Below are 16,647 nucleotides of genomic sequence, written 5' to 3' on the forward strand. Positions count from 1 at the left end.
GCGCAAGGGCCGCCCCGCCGCGCTGGCGGTGTCCCCCTTCCCGAATGGCGCAGCCATTCGAGAGAAGGGGGAAGCGGCGAAGCCGCTCAGGGGGATGCCCCCCTAACTCATGCGGCCGAAAGCCAGTACCCCGCGTTGAAGGGGCTGCTCATGCGCAGTGCCATGGGCGACACGTCCACGAGTTTGTCGGTCGGCATCTTCTCGCCGGACTCGGCGCTGATTTCGATGCCCTGAACGCCGCTGTTCTGGGGTTGGGTAGCCTCGTTCGCCCGTTCTGCTTGGCTGGTAGATGCAGAACGGGCTACAGAAAAGAATAGAAGCACCGGAAGGGAATCTTGCGGTCGCCCCAGTAGTCGGCCGCGTCGCGGAAGATGTCCAGCAGCTGTTCGCGCGCTTCCTTGTCGAACTTGCCCGTGGCGGGGATCTGCTCCAGCACCACGATGAAGCCGGGCTGCGGGCCCGATTTGTGCAACGGGTCCGTCATGCAGTCGTACAGCGCGTCGAAGTTCTTGCCGAAGTGCGACGGGAACGTGAACTGCGCGGCGATCAGGTCCAGCACGTCCTGCTTGGACTGCGCGTGGGCCAGGTTGGCATACAGGAAATGGTGGCCCATGGAGGTGGCGGCATCCTGCAGGTCCTGCACGCGGAACGCGCGAATGGATTGCACGATGTTGGTGCGCACGCCACGCAGTGGCGTTTCCAGGTCTTTCCGAAGTGGCGTCTGCATCTGCGCTACTCTTTCTCTATTAAATCCACAAACTTCTGGCTCTCCGCAACGCAGCGCACAGCTGCCTGCGGGGTGGGTGATTCAAGGGGGTGCGCTAACGGCCGCCAGCGTATCTCTGGCCTGCGCCCAGCGCAACGGATTTACTCCACGATCTTGCGGAAACTCGCGTAGTGATCGCTGGTGTAGTAGCAGGCATCCGGCGTCCGGGGTTGCTTGCCGCCACACACGATGCGCCGGGCTCCCCGATTGCGCGATCCTGGTGTTCTGACGGTGTATTCGCGGTAGTAGCCACGCTGCTGCGCGGGCAACAGCCGCTCGCGATTGCCGAATACCGTGGCGTCCTTGTCGTACGGAAAAGGCCCTCCCTCCAGGATCAGCGCATACGTGGCGCGCCCTTGGGGCGGCAACTCTGACAGAGCGATGGGGGCGGGGGAGCCGTCGGTGGACGGGGAATTCCGGGCGTGCCCCACAACCGGGGACACCAAGAACGCAACACCCAACACACACAAAACCCCTGCTTTGCGCGCCCGGGTGGCAACAGCCTTCAGCATCAACGAACCTTTCAGAAACTACGGGTTAACCCGAAATTTCGAGCCGCTAGTGTGACGCAACAGGGCCCAAAAAGCAAGCGTCTGCCCAAAGTTTGGGCACACACTGAAGCCGGTAGCACGCATTTTGAGTTAGTGCTTGCTACCGGTTTTGTGGCTTATCTTGAGGCGTTGGCGTCCGCAACCGTCAGGGCTGTCATGTTCACAATCCGGCGCACGGTAGCGCTGGGCGTCAGGATGTGCACGGGCTTGGCGGCGCCCAGCAGCACCGGGCCAATGGCAATGCCGCCGCCCGCTGCCGTCTTGAGCAGGTTGTAGGCGATGTTGGCGGCGTCGATGTTGGGAAACACCAGCAGGTTGGCGTCCCCGGTCAGTTCGCTGCTGGGCATCAGGGCCGCACGGGCCTTGCCGTCCAGCGCCACGTCGCCGTGCATTTCGCCGTCCACTTCCAGCCATGGCGCCTGCTGGCGCAGCAGTTCCAGCGTCTGGCGCATCTTCACGGCGCTCGGGTGGTTGCTGGTGCCGAAATTGGAATGCGACAGCAGCGCGGCCTTGGGCTTGATGCCAAAGCGCATCATCTCCTCGGCGGCCAGGGCCGTGATCTCGGCCAGTTCCTGCGGATTGGGGTCGTAGTTCACGTGCGTGTCCACCAGAAACACCTGGCGGCCGGGCAGCATCAGCCCGTTCATGCAGGCGTACACCGGCACGTCTTGCGCAGTGCTCTCGGCGCCGCCGGCGTGCTTGCCGATCACCTGGTCGATGTACAGCAGGTGGTTGGCCGTGGTGCCCCAGGTCCCGCAGATCAGGCCATCCACCTCGCCCTTGTGCAGCATCATCGAGCCGATCAGCGTGAGGCGGCGGCGCATCTCGATCTTGGCGACCTGCTGGGTGATGCCCTTGCGTTCGGTCATGCGGTGGTAGGTCTGCCAGAAGTCGCGGTAGCGGTGGTCGAAGTCGGTGTTCACCACGTCGTAGTCCACGCCTTCCTTCAGGCGCAGGCCGAACTTTTCGATGCGCTGCGCGATGATGCCGGGCCGGCCGATCAGCGTGGGGCGCGCCACCCGCTCATCCACCACGATCTGCGCGGCGCGCAGCACGCGTTCTTCTTCGCCTTCGGCATAGGCCACGCGCTTGCGGGGCGCATTGCGGGCGGCGTCGAAGATGGGCTTCATCGTCGTGCCCGAGGCGTACACAAAGGTCTGCAGCCGGTCGCGGTAGGCGTCCATGTCGGCAATGGGCCGCTGGGCCACGCCGCTGTCGGCCGCAGCCTGGGCCACGGCCGGCGCGATCTTCATCATCAGGCGCGGATCGAACGGCTTGGGGATCAGGTAGTCGGGGCCGAACGACAGCTTCTCGCCCACATAGGCGGCCGCCACCACTTCGCTCTGCTCGGCCTGCGCCAGCTCGGCAATCGCGTGCACGGCCGCAATCTCCATCTCGTCGGTGATGGTCGTCGCGCCGCAGTCCAGCGCGCCGCGGAAGATGTACGGAAAGCACAGGACGTTGTTGACCTGGTTCGGGTAATCCGAGCGCCCTGTCGCCATGATGATGTCGCTGCGCACGCTGTGCGCCAGCTCGGGCGTGATCTCGGGGTTGGGGTTGGCCAGCGCAAAGATCACGGGGCGCTCGGCCATGGTGGCCACCATCTCGGGCTTGAGCACGTTGCTGGCCGACAGGCCCAGGAACACGTCCGCACCCACGATCACCTCGGCCAGCTTGCGCGCGTCGGTCTTCTGCATGAACTGGCGCTTGTCGTCGTCCATCAGCTCTTCGCGGCCTTCATAGACCACGCCCGCCAGGTCGGTCACGAACACGTTCTTGCGCTGCACGCCCACCTTGAGCAGCAGGTTCAGGCAGGCCAGTGCCGCCGCGCCCGCGCCGCTGGTGACCAGCTTGATGTCCTCGATCTTCTTGCCCGCCACCTTGAGCGCATTCACCATGGCCGCTGCCACGGTGATCGCCGTGCCGTGCTGGTCGTCGTGGAAGACCGGAATCTTCATGCGCTTGCGCAGCTCGCGCTCCACGTAGAAGCAGTCGGGGGCCTTGATGTCTTCGAGGTTGACGGCGCCGAAGGTAGGCTCCAGCGCCGCGATCACTTCCACCAGCCTGGCGGGGTCCTTCTCGTCGATCTCGATGTCGAACACATCCACGCCGGCAAACTTCTTGAACAGCACCCCCTTGCCTTCCATCACCGGCTTGGACGCCAGCGCGCCGATGTCGCCCAGGCCCAGAACGGCGGTGCCGTTGCTGATCACGGCCACCAGGTTGCCGCGGCTGGTGTAACGGAACGCGTTGGCCGGGTCCTTGACGATCTCCTCGCAGGGCGCAGCCACGCCGGGCGAATAGGCCAGCGCCAGGTCGTGCTGGTTGATCATCTGCTTGGTGGCCGCAATGGCCACCTTGCCGGGCTTGGGAAACTCGTGGTACTCGAGAGCGGCACGGCGCAGCTGGGCGCGCTTGTCGGAATCGCTGTGGGTGCTGTTGTTGTTCTGGGCCGTGGTGTTCTCGGGCATTCTCGATGTCTCCAACTCAGGAAAAATGCGACAACCGTGCGGCTCGGGGCGCTGCGCGGGCTGTCAGCTTTGTAAGGGTCAGCGATTGTAGGGGGGCGTGCGTAAAAACCCTAGTAAGCGAATCTGCTTATACGGGCACAAGCGTTGTGACTCCCATCGATGCAATCCGCGCCGCACCACACGGGCCTGCACGAATGCCGTCGGCCGCCCTGCAACGCTTGCCACCCGATCAGGACCGGTTCTTGCTGCCACCGTGGCATGAACATGTCCAATGCCCCGCAGTCTTCGTCTGCCATCCTGGTGCCCGTGCCCCTGACACCCGAGGCTTTCGCTCCGTTTGGCGCGGTGCTGCAGGCGCCCTCCCCGGTGGGCCTGGGCGGCGGGAATGATCGAGGCGACACGCGCGAGTCCGGCCTGTCGCGCGTTGCCGCCGAAGCGCGTGCTGCGGCGCAAACGGGAGCCGGGCGCGCCATCAACGGCGGCACCGCCGAGCGCTTCGATCTGGTGGACGACCTGCAGCTGGGTGCCCGGGGCGGGCGGGCGCAGCTCGCGGTGTTCAGGGCCCAGGCGCGGCGCTTTCCGCTGGAGCTGCAGGCGCTGGAGCGCCACCAATGGGGCAGCCAGACCTTTGTGCCGTGGGGGCGCGGGCGGTTTGTCGCGGTGGTGGCGGCTGCAGGGCCCGCGCCGCAGGCCGATGCACTGCACGCGTTCGTGACCGACGGCCACCAGGGCATCGTGCTGTGGCCGGGCACGTGGCACCACGCGTTGGTGGCTGTGGACGCGGGCGACTTCCTGGTGATCGAGCGCGCCGGGCCGGAGGCCGACTGCGACATCCATACGCTGCCCGCGCCCGTCCTTTTGCCACGCAGCTTTCTGCCGCCATGACCGGGGCGGCGGCCCCGCGCGGCTGCGCTCACGCCGCTGCGGCGATCCGTTCGGCCAGGCCCACCAGCGAGCGGTCGCTGCCCGCAGGGCCCAGCAGCGACAGGCCCAGGGGCGCGCCGTCGCGCTCTGCCAGCGGCATGGACAGCTGCGCAAACCCCGACAGCCCGGCGATGCACAGCATCCGTATCGCGCGGTTGCGGTAGTCCTCCAGGCTGCTCTCCGGCGCGGACCGCAGCGGCGCCACATCAGGCATGGTGGGCATGATCAGGACACCGTCCGCGCCCAGCATGCTGCCCAGATGCGCTCGAAAGCGCGTGCGAAAGGCGCTGGCTTGTGCCATCTGCCCGTCCGTCACCGTGCTGGACCACGCAAACCGCTCGGCCACGCCCGGCCCGAGCGGCGGCGCGTAGCGCTCGATCAGGGGGCCATCGGTCTGCCATGCCTCCCGTCCCTGGATGTACCGGAAGCTCCAGTACATCTCCTCCAGCGACTCCAGCACCACCCGGGTGGGCTGCAGCGGCCCCAGCACGCGGGTGACCCGGTGCGTGGCGGCCTGCAGCGCCTCGGCCACCGCAGGCTCCAGCAGCGTCCACACGTCGGTGGGCCACAGCAGGCGGGGCGTTGCCGGCAGCGGATTCGAATCCGGGCCCAGCAGCACATCGGCCACGCGCGCGAAGGTGGCGGCGTCGCGCGCGAACCAGCCGCAGGTGTCCAGGCTGGGCGCCAGGTCCAGCGCTCCGGCCAGGCTGATCCGGCCGTGCGTGGGGCGCAGCCCATACAAGCCGCAGTGGTTGGCCGGAGCACGCACCGATCCGCCGGTGTCGGTGCCCAGCGCAAAGTCGCACAGACCGCTCGACACCGCCGATGCAGACCCCGACGACGAGCCGCCGGTGATGCGGTCGGGCGCCGCGCCATTGAGGGGCGCGCCAAAGTGCGCGTTGTTGCCGTTCATCGAGAACGCCAGCTCATCGGTCACCGTCTTGCCCACCAGGGCGGCGCCGGCGTCGAGCAGCCTCTGCACCGTGGGCGCGGTGCGCGTCTTGATGCCCGACAGTGCCAGCACCACCGGGTTGCCGCCGCCCGTGGGGTAGCCCGCCACGTCAAACAGGTCCTTGACCGCAAAGCGCAGCCCGGCCAGCGGCCCGGTGCCGGCATGCGGCACGGGTGCGGGGGGATAGGGAACGAAGGCGTGGGCGGTGTCGTGCAGGGTCATGGGGTGGGCAGCAGGTCAGGGGCCAGTGCGGCGGCGTCATCGGTGCGCAGGCACAGCGCGCGGTGGCCGGGCGCAATCGCCACGGCGTCGGGCACGCGGGCCCGGCAGGCGTCGGTGGCCAGCGGGCAGCGCTCGGCAAAGGCGCAGCCCGGCGGCAGGGCCGACAGGTCGGGCGGCGCCCCGCCAATGGTGTCCAGCGGCGTGCCGCGCGCCATGGCGCCGTGGGCCCGGCTCTTGAGCAGCGCGATGGTGTAGGGGTGCCGGGGCTGGCGGATCAGGTCGCGCGCCGTGCCTTCCTCGACGATGCGGCCGGCATACATCACGGCAATGCGGTCGGCCACCTCCACGGCGGCGCCGATGTCGTGCGTGACAAAGATCACCGACAGCCCCAGGTCGCGCTGCAGCTCGCGCAGCAGCAGCAGGATCTGGATCTGCACCGTGGCATCGAGCGCGGTGGTGGGCTCGTCGGCCAGCAGCAGCTGCGGGCGGCAGGCCAGCGCCAGCGCGATCATGGCGCGCTGGCGCATGCCGCCGGACATCTCATGCGCGTAGGCCTGCAGGCGCCGCTCGGGGCTGGGAATGCGCACGCGCTCGAACAGCGCGAGCGCGCGCTGCCGGGCCTCGGCCGGCGACACGTCTTCATGGCGACGGATGGACTCCACGATCTGCGCGCCCACGGTGTACACCGGGTCCAGCGCCAGCAAAGGCTCCTGGAAAATCATCGATGCCACCTTGCCCCGGTAGTCGGCGAGCGCGCGGCCCGACAGGGCCAGCACGTCCAGACCCGCCACCTTCACGGTGCCCGCCCACTGCGTGCGCCGCTCGGGGTGCAGGCGCAGCAGAGAACGCAAGGTCACGCTCTTGCCCGAGCCGGACTCTCCGATCAACGCCACCACCTCGCCACGCCGCACGGTCAGGCTCACGCCGCTGACCGCGCGAACCGGTCGGCGGCCGCCGGTGAAGGTGACGCTCAGGTCGCGCAGCTCCACCATCTGCGAGCCCGCGTCGTCAGTCGGCGGCGAAAGGGAGGTGGCGGGGGCAGCGTTCATGGCGGCGGCCTTCATGCGGAGGTATCGGCGGTGGCGACGGCGTCGGCGGCGGCGGCGGGGTTGACGGAGCCCGCTTGCGGATGGCCGCTGTCCGGCTCGTGCACCAGGCATGCTGCCGCATGGTGCGGGCCGGTGATGGTGTGCACCGGAACCCGGCTGGCACACACGGCAGCCGCCACGCTGCAGCGCGGGTGAAAGCGGCAGCCCGATGGCGGATGGATGGGGTTGGGCGGGTCCCCGGCCAGGGGCGCGGTCTCGGTGCGCCGGTCCGGGTCCATCGAGGGCATGGACGACAGAAGCGCTGCGGTGTAGGGATGCGCAGGGGTCTTGAACAGACGGTCCGAGGGGCCGATCTCGGCGACCTGGCCGAGGTACATCACCATCACCCGGTCGCTCATGTAGTGCACCACATTCAGGTCGTGGCTGATGAACACATAGGTCAGCCCGAACTCGGCCTTGAGTTCGCTCAGCAGGTTCAGCACCTGCGCCTCGACCGACTTGTCCAGCGCCGACACGGCTTCGTCCAGGATCACCATGCGCGGCTGCAGCGCCAGTGCGCGGGCGATGTTCACCCGCTGGCGCTGGCCGCCCGACAGCTCGTGCGGATAACGCTCGGCGAAGCGCGCAGGCGCCAGGCCCACGCGGTCGAGCAGGCTGCGCGCGCGGGCAACCGCCTCGCGCTGGGGCACGCCATGCACCTGCGGGCCGAAGGCCACCGAATCCTCGATGGTCAGGCGCGGGTTCAGCGACGCATAGCTGTCCTGGAACACCATCTGCACCTGGCGGCGGAACTCCTTGAGCGGCAGGTCGCGGCTGCCCACGGTGCGCCCGTCGAACACGATCTCGCCCGCCGTGGGCGCCATCAGCTGCATCAGCAGCCGCGCGGTGGTGGACTTGCCGCAGCCTGACTCGCCGACCACGCCCAGGGTTTCGCCTTTGAGCACCTGAAAGCCCACGCCGTCCACGGCGCGCACCACACCGCCACCGCGGCCCAGGGCGTCCCGCTTGAGCGGGAAGTGCTTGACGAGCCCCGAGATGGTGAGCAGGGGCTGGGCAGGGCCGCCGACATCGGTGTGGGTGTGCATGTGGCAGCTCCTCAGCCCTTGTTGTCCATGGCCGCGCGCAGCCCGTCGGAGAGGATGTTGAACGATATGGAGGTGATGAAGATCATCAGCCCGGGCAGCGCCGCCACCCAGGGCTGCACGTAGATGGCGGTGCGCAATGTGTTCAGCATCAGGCCCCACTCGGGCTCGGGCGGCTTCACGCCCAGGCCCAGGAACGACAGGCCCGAGGCCAGGATCATCGACACCGCGATCAGGCTGGTGGCGTACACGAAGATCGGCCCCAGCACGTTGCCCAGCACATGCACCCGCACGATGGTGAAGGCACCGGCACCCGAGGCGCGCGCCGCCTCCACATAGTCGCGGTTGCGCACCTGCGTGGTCACGCTCTCGGCCACGCGCGCGATCTGCGGAATGAACACGATGGTCAGCGAGATCAGCGAATTGACGATGCCCGCCCCCAGCACGCCCGACAGCGCAATCGCCAGCAGCACCGACGGAAAGGCGTAGAACACGTCGATGGTGCGCATGATGACCGTGTTGGTGATGCCCCCGGCATACCCCGCCACGATGCCGATGGCCGAGCCCAGCATGAAGGCGCACACCACCGGCGTGATGCCGATGAACAGCGACAGCCGCGCGCCGACGATCAGGCGCGACAGCATGTCCCGGCCCAGCTCGTCACTGCCCAGCGGCAGGCCTTCGGTGCCGATGGGCTTGAGCCGCTTGAGCATCGAGGCGGCATAGGGGTCGGCCGGCGCGATCCAGGGGCCGAAGACGGCCAGCGCGACGAGCAGCAGCACCACCAGCGCCGCCCCCATGGCCACGGGGTCGCGGGCAAAGCGGTGCAGCGCTGCGCCCCAGTAGCCCCGCGAAGGCGCTGCGGGCGCACTGTCGGTGGGGGCAAGCATCGGGGTGGTGGACGCGGTCATGGAGGTCATGGCGGTTTCCGGCTCAGGCGCGGGCGATGCGCGGGTCCAGCAGGGTCTGCAGCACATCGACCAGCAGGTTGAGCACCACGAAGAACAGCGCCAGCACCAGGATGGTTCCCTGCAGCAGCGGCAGGTCGCGCTGGAAGATGGCCGAGTTCAGCAGGAACCCCGTGCCCGGCCACGAGAACACGGTCTCGATCAGGATGGAGCCGCCCAGCAGGTAGCCCAGCTGCAGGCCCATCACGGCCAGCGCGGTGGGTGCAGCGTTCTTCACCATGTGGCGGAACACGCCCCAGTGGGTGAGCCCCTTGGCGCGCAGGCCCAGGATGAACTCCTGCTCCAGGATGTCGGCCACCAGCGCCCGCACCGTGCGCGCGATGATGCCCATCGGGATGACGGACATGGTCAGCGCCGGCAGTACCAGGAACTGCAGGTGCGCCCAGTCCCAGGCCCACTCGCCCGATCCGCCCGGCCCGGCGCCGGTGGCCGGCAGCAGGCCCAGCTGCGAGCTGAACACGATGACCATCACCATGCCCAGCCAGTAGTGCGGCACGCTCACGCCCAGCACCGACAGCATGGACGCAAGCCGGTCCACCCACGAGTTGCGGAAGTACCCGGCCACGAAGCCGAACAGGCAGCCCAGCACAAAGCCGATGGCCGTGGCCACCACCGCCAGCCGCAGTGTGTTGCCCACGGCCGTCATCACCTCGCTGGCCACGGCCCGGTTGCTGGCAATCGACACGCCCAGGTCGCCGTGCAGCGCCCGCCACACCCACATCGCAAACTGCTCGGGCAGCGAGCGGTTGAAGCCATACAGCTCGCGCAGCTGCGCCTGCAACTCGGCCGACGCATCCGGCGGCAGGATGGACACCAGCGGGTCCCCCGGCGCCAGGTGCACCAGCAGAAAGCACACCAGCGCCACGCCCAGCATGATGGGCAGGGCGTAGACGACGCGGCGCAGCAGATAGGTCAGCATGGCGGGTTCGTTCGGACCTGCTTAGTCCATCGTCATCGTGGCGATGTCGATGAACCAGCTGCGCGGCTGCACCACGTTCTTGACCTTGGCCGACATCGCGCGTGGGCCCACGTCGTGGGCGATCCACACAAAGGGCGCGTCCTCCACCACGTGGGCGTGCAGCTTGGCCAGCGCGGCGTCGCGGGCCTTGTCGTCAAAGGCGGTGCGGGCGTCGGCCACCAGCTTGTCCACCTCGGCGTTGCCGTAATAGCCCCAGTTGTTCGACACGGGCGGGAAGGTCTTGGTGCTGACGAAGCGCACCATCGCAAAGAACGGGTCCATGGCCGCGAAGCTCACGTTGACCGCGTTGGCGCCGTTGGCCGACGGGTCCTTGGCGCCCTTGCGCCAGTTGGTGAACAGCGTGTTCCATTCGATCACGTCGAACTGCACGTCGAAGTAGCACTGCTTGAGGGACTGCTGCGCGAATTCGTTCATCGGCAGCGGCTGCATCTGGCCCGATCCCGAAGCCGAGATCTGCACCTTCACCTTCAGCGGCTTGGCGGCCGAGTGGCCCGCCTGCGTCATCAGCGCCTGCGCGGCCTTCACGTCGTACTTGATGTCGAACTTGGGGTTGCCCCACCAGGGGTGGCCGGGTGGCACCGTGCCCTTGGGCTCGGCCATCATGCCGCCCAGCAGCTGCTTCATGCCGCCCCGGTCGATGCACAGGTTGGCCGCCTGGCGTACGCGCTTGTCCAGCCAGGGCGAGCCCTCGGCAAACGACAGCTGCCAGGGCCACACATGGGGCTGGGCGTTGGAGTAGATCTTGTAGCCGCGCTGGGTGATCTGCGGCATGGCGTCGGGCGCGGGCGCCTCGATCCAGTCCACCTGGCCGCCCAGCAGCGCCGCGGTGCGGGCGTTGGCCTCGGGCATGGGCAGCATCACCACTTTGTCGATCTTGGGCGTGCGCTTGGGGTCCCAGTAGGCCTTGTTGGCCGCCAGCTCCAGGCGTTCGCGGGCAACGAAGCGGGTCACCTTGAAGGGGCCGGAGCCGGCCGGATCGGCGGCAAACGCCGTCCACGCGGCCTTGGACTTGTCAGCCGGTGTGGCGCCGGCGGCGGCCTCGAACTTCTTCTGCCAATGCTCGGGCGAGGCCATGAAAAGGTTGGTCAGGTTCAGCGGCAGGAAGGAATCGGGCTCGCTGGTCGTCAGCTCCACCGTCAGGTCGTCGATCTTGCGGGCCGAGCGCAGCGTGGGCATGCGCGACGCGGTCACGCCGACCTGGCTCGCGTCGAAGTGCACGGCATCCTTGTCGAGCACTTTGGCCACGTTCCAGACCACGGCATCGGCATTGAAGGCCGAGCCGTCGTGGAACTTCACGCCGGGGCGCAGCTTGAACACCCACTTGGTCTTGTCCTTGTCGTCCACCGCCCACGAAGTGGCCAGCGCAGGGATCAGCACACTGGCCGCGTCGGCCTTGGACAGGTCCCACTGCGTGAGCGAGTCATAGATGGGAATGCCGGTGAAGCGGTTGCCCTCGAAGCCCTGGTCGGGCTGGCCCAGCGTGCGCGGGATGTCGGCGGCCGTCATCGCGATGCGCAGCACTTTGTCCTGCGCCAGTGCGGCCGAGCCGCCCATCAGCGAGAAAGCAGTGAGCAGTGCCAGGGCGATGGGGGTGCGGGACCGGTGGCGGGGCAGTGTCGAGAGCGGTGCAGTGCGCATGGGGCTGGCCTTCCAGGGGTTATCGGGTTGAGGGATACGCCTGGATAGCAAGGGACATGCCACGTGTTTCAGTGATCCCTCCATCCACTCTGCACCAGAAACGCGGTGCCACCGGTCGGATGCCCCGGTCTGGTGCACAGGCGGCCGCCCCGAGTGGCCGCACCACATAAAAAACGGCCCACGCGGGGCCGTCTGGATGGGGCGGAAGCGCGGGGCTCCCACCGGGGGCGGGCTTCAGCGGCTGCTGGGGAAGCTGAACACCGCGCCTTCGCGCACACCGGCGCTGGGCCAGCGCTGGGTGATGGTCTTGCGCTTGGTGTAGAAGCGCACGGCGTCGGGGCCGTAGGCGTGCAGGTCGCCAAACAGGCTGCGCTTCCAGCCGCCAAACGAGTGGTAGGCCACGGGCACAGGCAGGGGCACGTTCACGCCCACCATGCCCACCTGGATGTGGTCGGTGAAGTAGCGGGCGGCCTCGCCGTCGCGGGTGAAGATGCAGGTGCCGTTGCCGTATTCGTGGTCGTTGATGAGCTGCATGGCTTCTTGCAGCGTCTTCACGCGCACCACGCCCAGCACGGGGCCGAAGATCTCTTCCTGGTAGATCTTCATGCCGGGCTTGACGTTGTCGAACAGGCAGGCGCCTAGGAAGTAGCCTTCCTCATGGCCCGCCACCTTCACCGTGCGGCCGTCCACCACCAGCGTGGCGCCCTCGGCCACGCCGCTGTCCACATAGGCCTTCACCTTCTCAAAGTGGGGCTGGGTGACCAGCGGCCCCATGTCGTTGCTGTTGTCGGTGCCGGGGCCCACCTTCATCTTGGCGATCTCGGTCTTGAGGCCCGCGATCACGGCGTCACCCACTTCGTCGCCCACGGCGACCAGCAGCGGGATGGCCATGCAGCGCTCGCCGCACGAGCCATAGGCCGCGCCCATCAGCGCACTCACGGCGTTGTCCACATCGGCGTCGGGCATCAGCACCGCGTGGTTCTTGGCGCCGCCCAGGGCCTGCACGCGCTTGCCGTGCTTGCAGCCCTCGCTGTAGATGTACTCGGCGATGGGTGTGGAGCCCACGAAGCTCACGGCCTTCACGCGCGGGTCCTGCAGCAGCGTGTCCACGGCGGTCTTGTCGCCGTTGACCACGTTCAGCACGCCGGGCGGCAGGCCCGCCTCCAGCGCCAGCTGGGCGATGAACAGGGTGCTGCTGGGGTCGCGCTCGGACGGCTTGAGCACAAAGGTGTTGCCGCAGGCCACGGCCATGGGCCACATCCACAGCGGCACCATGGCCGGGAAGTTGAACGGCGTGATGCCGGCCGTGACGCCCAGCGCCTGGAACTCGCTCCACGAATCAATGGACGGGCCCACGTTGCGGCTGTGCTCGCCCTTGAGCAGCTCGGGCGCGTAGCTCGCATATTCCACGTTTTCGATGCCGCGCTGCAGCTCGCCATGGGCATCGGCCAGCACCTTGCCGTGCTCGGCGGTGATCATCGCGGCGATCTTGTCGGCGTTTTCTTCGAGCAGCACCTTGAGCTTGCTCATCACGCGCGCGCGCTTGAGCGGGGGCGTGTTGCGCCAGGCGGGGAAGGCGGCCTCGGCCGAAGCGATCGCGGCCTCCACCGTGGCCTTGCTGGCCAGCGCCACGCTGGTGGTCGACTGGCCCGTGGCGGGGTTGAACACGGGCTGGGTGCGCGCGGTGTCGGCAACGATCTGGCCGTCGATCAGGTGGCCGACGGTGGAGGTGACGTTCTTGTCGTGGTTCATGATGATTTCAAGTAAAAAGTGCCTTCAGCGCTTATTCAATAAGCGTTGACAGCTATAAAAATCATAGTAATCAGGCCGCGGCGGCCTGCGTCTCCAGCGTGGGCTGCACAGGGGGCAGCGCATGCGGCAACACATGGGCCAGCGCCCGGTCGATGGTTTCCTGCTTTTCGCCCACCGGCGCAAAGTAGTGCAGCACCTCGCGCGCAGCATCCAGCCCCTTCAGGCGCGCGATCAGCCACGCCACCAGGTACTGCGAAGCCAGGCAGCCACCTGCAGTGGCCACGTTGCCCCGGGCCGCAAAGGCGCGCGGCACCACGTCCACGCCCGACTCCACCACCCAGGGCTTGCTGGTCAGGTCCGTGCAGGCGGGCGTGCCGCCCAGCAGGCCCAGGCGGCCGAGCAAGTAGGTGCCGGAGCACTGCGCGGCCAGCAACTGGCGTTCAGGGTTCAGCGCGCGCAGCGGCTCCATCAGCGCCGGGGTGTTGGCCACCTCGCGCGTCTTCATGCCGCTGCCCACCAACACCGCGTCGGCATCAGCCAACTGGCTGAGGTCTTCATGCGCGTCGATGGTCAGCCCGTTCATGGACGTGACGCGCGGCGTGGGGCTGGCAATGCGCACGTGCCAGTCCGTGTCGCCCAGCAGGGCGATCCGGCTGAGCATGCCAAACGCGACCAGCGAATCCAGGTCGTTGAAGGCGTCAAAGGTCAGGATGGCAATGCGCATGGGCCGAGCGGTAAGGCTTATGCGGTTTCCTGCAAGGCGTCGCCCAGGGCGCTCACCAGGCGGTCGATCTCGGCCTCGGTGCTGATGAAGGGCGGCGCGAGCTGGATGGTGTCGCCACCGTAGCGCACGTAAAAGCCCTTGTCCCAGCAGTTCATCGCGATCTCGTAGGGGCGCTTGGCAGGCTCGCCGGGAAGCGCGCTGATGGTGATGCCCGCAGCCAGGCCGTAGTTGCGGATGTCCGCCACATGCTGGGCGCCCTTGAGGCCGTGCACGGCGTTCTCGAAGTACGGCGCCAGCGCCTTCACGCGGGCAGGCATGTCTTCCTTTTGCAGGATGTCGAGCACCGCATTGCCGGCGGCGCACGCCACGGGGTGGGCCGAATAGGTGTAGCCGTGGGTGAATTCGAGCATGTACTCGGGGCCGCCGGCGCCCATGAAGGTGTCGTAAATGTCCCGGGTGACCATCACGCCGCCCAGCGGCTGCGCGCCGTTGGTCACCTGCTTGGCAAAGTTCAGGATGTCCGGCGTCACGCCGAAGGCCTCCGCGCCCGTCCACGCGCCGCAGCGGCCAAAGCCGGTGATGACCTCGTCAAAAATCAGCAGGATGTTGTTCTGCGTGCAGATCTCGCGGATGCGCTGCAGATAGCCTTTGGGCGGGATCACCACGCCGGCCGAGCCGGAGAAGGGCTCGACGATCACGGCGGCGATGTTGCTCGCGTCGTGCAGGGCGATCACGTCCAGCAGCTTGTCGGCCAGCGCGCGTCCATCGGTGTCAGGCATGCCCTTATAGAAAGAGCCAGCGGGCGGCTGGGTGTGGGGAATGTGGTCGGCCTCGATGCCCTGGCCGTAGGTCTTGCGGTTGGCCACGATGCCGCCCACCGAGATGCCGCCATAGTTCACGCCGTGGTAGCCCTTCTCGCGGCCGATCAGGCGCGTCTTGCCCGCCTGGCCCTTGGTGCGCCAGTAGGCGCGCGCCATCTTCAGCGACGTGTCCGCCGACTCCGAGCCCGAGCCGGTGAAGAACACATGGTTGAGCCCTGCAGGCGTCAGCTCCTTGAGCTTGTTGGCCAGCGCGAACGAGGCGGGGTGGCCGAACTGGAACGCGGGCGAATAGTCGAGCGTGGCGGCGGCGCGGCCGATGGCCTCTGCGATTTCCTTGCGGCCATGCCCCAGGCCCGAGCACCACAGGCCCGACAGGCCGTCAAAAATCTTGCGCCCTTCGGCATCGGTGTAGTAGGCGCCCTGGGCGCTCACGATCATGCGCGGCTTGGCCTTGAAGTTGCGGTTGCCGGTGAAGGGCATCCAGTGGGCGTCCAGCCAGGCGGCGTCGGTGCGCACGGCGGCTTCGGGTTGGGGGTCGATGACGGCGAAGCTCATGGCATTCCTCTCCAGGCAGTAAGGGGGCGAAAGCAGCCATTGTTGGCGGCGGTGTTAATCTCTCCAATGAAGCAATATCCATGTTTACTTGAGGATTTATGCAAGTAAAACCCCGGGCGGGGCGCCCGCCATCCGCAGCGCCATCCGCTGCACCGTCTGCCGCGCCGACTGCCGCGCCATCCCTGGCCGCGCCTGCACCCAAGCACCGCGCGGTGCTGGGCCAGCTGAGCGACATGGACCTGCGCCTCTTGCAGGTGTTCAAGGCCGTGGTGGAATGCGGCGGCATGTCGGCCGCCGAGCTGGAGCTGAACATCGGCACCAGCACCGTCAGCCGCCACATGAAGGACCTGGAAACCCGCCTGGGCCTCACGCTGTGCCGCCGGGGCCGGGCGGGGTTTGCGCTCACGGCCGAGGGGCAGCGTGTGTATGACGAGACCCTGCACCTGCTGAGCGCGGTGGAGGCCTTTCGCAGCAGCATCGACGACATCCACCGCCGCATGGGCGGCCGGCTGGAGGTGGCGATCTTCGACAAGACCGCCAGCAACCCCGCCGCGCACATCGGCGACGCCATCGCCCTCTTCGCCCAGCAGGCGCCCGACGTGAGCCTGCAGATGCACGTGGCCTCCATCCCCGCCATCGAGCGGGGGCTCATCGACGGCAGCTTTCACGTGGGCATCATCCCGGCGCACCGCACGTCACAGAGCCTGGCCTATGCCGACCTGTTTACCGAAACCATGCTGCTGTATTGCGGCGCGCGCCACCCGCTGTTTGGCGGCGACCACGCCGCCCTCACCTGGGAGGCCCTGCGCGCCCACCAGTTCGCAGGGCTGGGCTACCACTCGCCCAACATGGAGCTGAGCCACAGCACCCGCCTGCCCCGCAAGGCCACGGGGTTCGACCAGGAGTCGATCGCCACGCTGATCCTCTCAGGCCGCTACCTGGGCTTCCTGCCCGACCACTACGCCGAAAGCTTCGAGCGCCAGGGCCTGATGCAGGCCGTGCTGCCCGCGCAGTTCCACTACCGCTGCCAGTTCGTGAGCGTGCTGCGCAAGTCGCCGCAGCCGCCCCGGGCGGCGCAGGCGTTTGCGCAGTGCCTGGTGCAGGCGCACGCCACGGGCTGAGCGGGTTCCAGGGGCTTGCCTTGCGCTGGGCGCACTGCAGGTTCAGAATGCACGCTCTATTTGCAACGTTTT

General features: G+C 67.8%; 15 protein-coding genes. 3 read left to right on the top strand and 12 right to left on the bottom strand.

Annotated features, from left to right (window positions below):
• Positions 1-234: hypothetical protein (locus tag ACOQFS_RS00290; protein WP_421560984.1), on the top strand; the 234-nt coding region annotated here is incomplete at its 5' end.
• A 67-nt stretch (positions 235-301) separates the two neighbouring features.
• Here the strand turns inward: ACOQFS_RS00290 and ACOQFS_RS00295 are convergent.
• From ACOQFS_RS00295 to ACOQFS_RS00305, 3 genes are all read right to left on the bottom strand, one after another.
• Positions 302-727 (bottom strand): barstar family protein, encoded by a 426-nt coding sequence (locus ACOQFS_RS00295; RefSeq protein ID WP_015016366.1) that lies wholly within the window; start codon positions 725-727, stop codon positions 302-304.
• A 140-nt stretch (positions 728-867) separates the two neighbouring features.
• Positions 868-1,278, bottom strand: a complete 411-nt coding sequence (locus tag ACOQFS_RS00300) for a ribonuclease domain-containing protein (RefSeq protein ID WP_421560985.1) — start codon at positions 1,276-1,278, stop codon at positions 868-870.
• A gap of 155 nt (positions 1,279-1,433) precedes the next feature.
• Positions 1,434-3,788, bottom strand: coding sequence for an NADP-dependent malic enzyme (locus ACOQFS_RS00305; protein ID WP_421560986.1), 2,355 nt, complete (start codon positions 3,786-3,788; stop codon positions 1,434-1,436).
• A gap of 258 nt (positions 3,789-4,046) precedes the next feature.
• Here ACOQFS_RS00305 and ACOQFS_RS00310 point away from each other — a divergent pair, with 258 nt between their 5' ends.
• A complete protein-coding gene (locus ACOQFS_RS00310; protein WP_421560987.1) occupies positions 4,047-4,673 on the top strand; it encodes an ureidoglycolate lyase in 627 nt (208 codons plus the stop codon).
• A gap of 28 nt (positions 4,674-4,701) precedes the next feature.
• Here the strand turns inward: ACOQFS_RS00310 and ACOQFS_RS00315 are convergent, their stop codons facing one another.
• The 9 genes from ACOQFS_RS00315 to ACOQFS_RS00355 form a co-directional block, all read right to left on the bottom strand.
• The gene (locus tag ACOQFS_RS00315; protein WP_421560988.1) at positions 4,702-5,886 is read right to left on the bottom strand and encodes an amidase; all 1,185 of its coding nucleotides are present in this window, start codon (positions 5,884-5,886) and stop codon (positions 4,702-4,704) included.
• Positions 5,883-6,878 (bottom strand): ABC transporter ATP-binding protein, encoded by a 996-nt coding sequence (locus tag ACOQFS_RS00320; RefSeq protein WP_421561007.1) that lies wholly within the window; start codon positions 6,876-6,878, stop codon positions 5,883-5,885. Before ACOQFS_RS00320 ends, ACOQFS_RS00315 begins: the two co-directional genes overlap by 4 nt.
• 68 nt (positions 6,879-6,946) lie before the next feature.
• Positions 6,947-8,020: an ABC transporter ATP-binding protein gene (locus ACOQFS_RS00325; protein WP_421560989.1), complete on the bottom strand. Its 1,074-nt coding sequence runs from the start codon at positions 8,018-8,020 to the stop codon at positions 6,947-6,949.
• A gap of 11 nt (positions 8,021-8,031) precedes the next feature.
• Entirely contained in the window at positions 8,032-8,928 is an 897-nt protein-coding gene (locus ACOQFS_RS00330; RefSeq protein WP_421561008.1) for an ABC transporter permease, read from the bottom strand.
• Between the two features lie 22 nt (positions 8,929-8,950).
• Positions 8,951-9,904 carry an ABC transporter permease gene (locus tag ACOQFS_RS00335; protein ID WP_421560990.1) on the bottom strand — a complete coding sequence of 318 codons (954 nt, stop codon included), beginning with the start codon at positions 9,902-9,904 and terminating at the stop codon, positions 8,951-8,953.
• Positions 9,905-9,925: 21 nt separating this feature from the next.
• Positions 9,926-11,518: an ABC transporter substrate-binding protein gene (locus ACOQFS_RS00340; RefSeq protein WP_421561009.1), complete on the bottom strand. Its 1,593-nt coding sequence runs from the start codon at positions 11,516-11,518 to the stop codon at positions 9,926-9,928.
• Between the two features lie 318 nt (positions 11,519-11,836).
• Positions 11,837-13,354 carry a CoA-acylating methylmalonate-semialdehyde dehydrogenase gene (locus ACOQFS_RS00345; RefSeq protein WP_421560991.1) on the bottom strand — a complete coding sequence of 506 codons (1,518 nt, stop codon included), beginning with the start codon at positions 13,352-13,354 and terminating at the stop codon, positions 11,837-11,839.
• Between the two features lie 70 nt (positions 13,355-13,424).
• Positions 13,425-14,078, bottom strand: a complete 654-nt coding sequence (locus ACOQFS_RS00350) for a DJ-1/PfpI family protein (RefSeq protein ID WP_421560992.1) — start codon at positions 14,076-14,078, stop codon at positions 13,425-13,427.
• Between the two features lie 17 nt (positions 14,079-14,095).
• Entirely contained in the window at positions 14,096-15,454 is a 1,359-nt protein-coding gene (locus ACOQFS_RS00355) for an aspartate aminotransferase family protein (RefSeq protein WP_421560993.1), read from the bottom strand.
• Positions 15,455-15,666: 212 nt separating this feature from the next.
• Between ACOQFS_RS00355 and ACOQFS_RS00360 the strand changes: the two genes are divergently transcribed.
• A complete protein-coding gene (locus tag ACOQFS_RS00360; protein ID WP_421561010.1) occupies positions 15,667-16,575 on the top strand; it encodes a LysR family transcriptional regulator in 909 nt (302 codons plus the stop codon).
• Positions 16,576-16,647 lie beyond the last annotated feature (72 nt).

The sequence above is a fragment of the Paracidovorax sp. MALMAid1276 genome (assembly GCF_049198005.1).
Lineage (GTDB): Bacteria > Pseudomonadota > Gammaproteobacteria > Burkholderiales > Burkholderiaceae_C > Acidovorax.

Excerpts from the sequence above, each read along its gene's own strand:
- ACOQFS_RS00300 (WP_421560985.1), bottom strand. The coding sequence starts at position 1,278 with ATGCTGAAGGCTGTTGCCACCCGGGCGCGCAAAGCAGGGGTTTTGTGT.
- ACOQFS_RS00350 (WP_421560992.1), bottom strand. The coding sequence starts at position 14,078 with ATGCGCATTGCCATCCTGACCTTTGACGCCTTCAACGACCTGGATTCG.
- ACOQFS_RS00315 (WP_421560988.1), bottom strand. The coding sequence starts at position 5,886 with ATGACCCTGCACGACACCGCCCACGCCTTCGTTCCCTATCCCCCCGCA.
- ACOQFS_RS00325 (WP_421560989.1), bottom strand. The coding sequence starts at position 8,020 with ATGCACACCCACACCGATGTCGGCGGCCCTGCCCAGCCCCTGCTCACC.
- ACOQFS_RS00340 (WP_421561009.1), bottom strand. The coding sequence starts at position 11,518 with ATGGGCGGCTCGGCCGCACTGGCGCAGGACAAAGTGCTGCGCATCGCG.
- ACOQFS_RS00335 (WP_421560990.1), bottom strand. The coding sequence starts at position 9,904 with ATGCTGACCTATCTGCTGCGCCGCGTCGTCTACGCCCTGCCCATCATG.
- ACOQFS_RS00330 (WP_421561008.1), bottom strand. The coding sequence starts at position 8,928 with ATGACCGCGTCCACCACCCCGATGCTTGCCCCCACCGACAGTGCGCCC.
- ACOQFS_RS00355 (WP_421560993.1), bottom strand. The coding sequence starts at position 15,454 with ATGAGCTTCGCCGTCATCGACCCCCAACCCGAAGCCGCCGTGCGCACC.
- ACOQFS_RS00345 (WP_421560991.1), bottom strand. The coding sequence starts at position 13,354 with ATGAACCACGACAAGAACGTCACCTCCACCGTCGGCCACCTGATCGAC.
- ACOQFS_RS00305 (WP_421560986.1), bottom strand. The coding sequence starts at position 3,788 with ATGCCCGAGAACACCACGGCCCAGAACAACAACAGCACCCACAGCGAT.
- ACOQFS_RS00320 (WP_421561007.1), bottom strand. The coding sequence starts at position 6,878 with ATGGTGGAGCTGCGCGACCTGAGCGTCACCTTCACCGGCGGCCGCCGA.
- ACOQFS_RS00295 (WP_015016366.1), bottom strand. The coding sequence starts at position 727 with ATGCAGACGCCACTTCGGAAAGACCTGGAAACGCCACTGCGTGGCGTG.
- ACOQFS_RS00310 (WP_421560987.1), top strand. The coding sequence starts at position 4,047 with ATGAACATGTCCAATGCCCCGCAGTCTTCGTCTGCCATCCTGGTGCCC.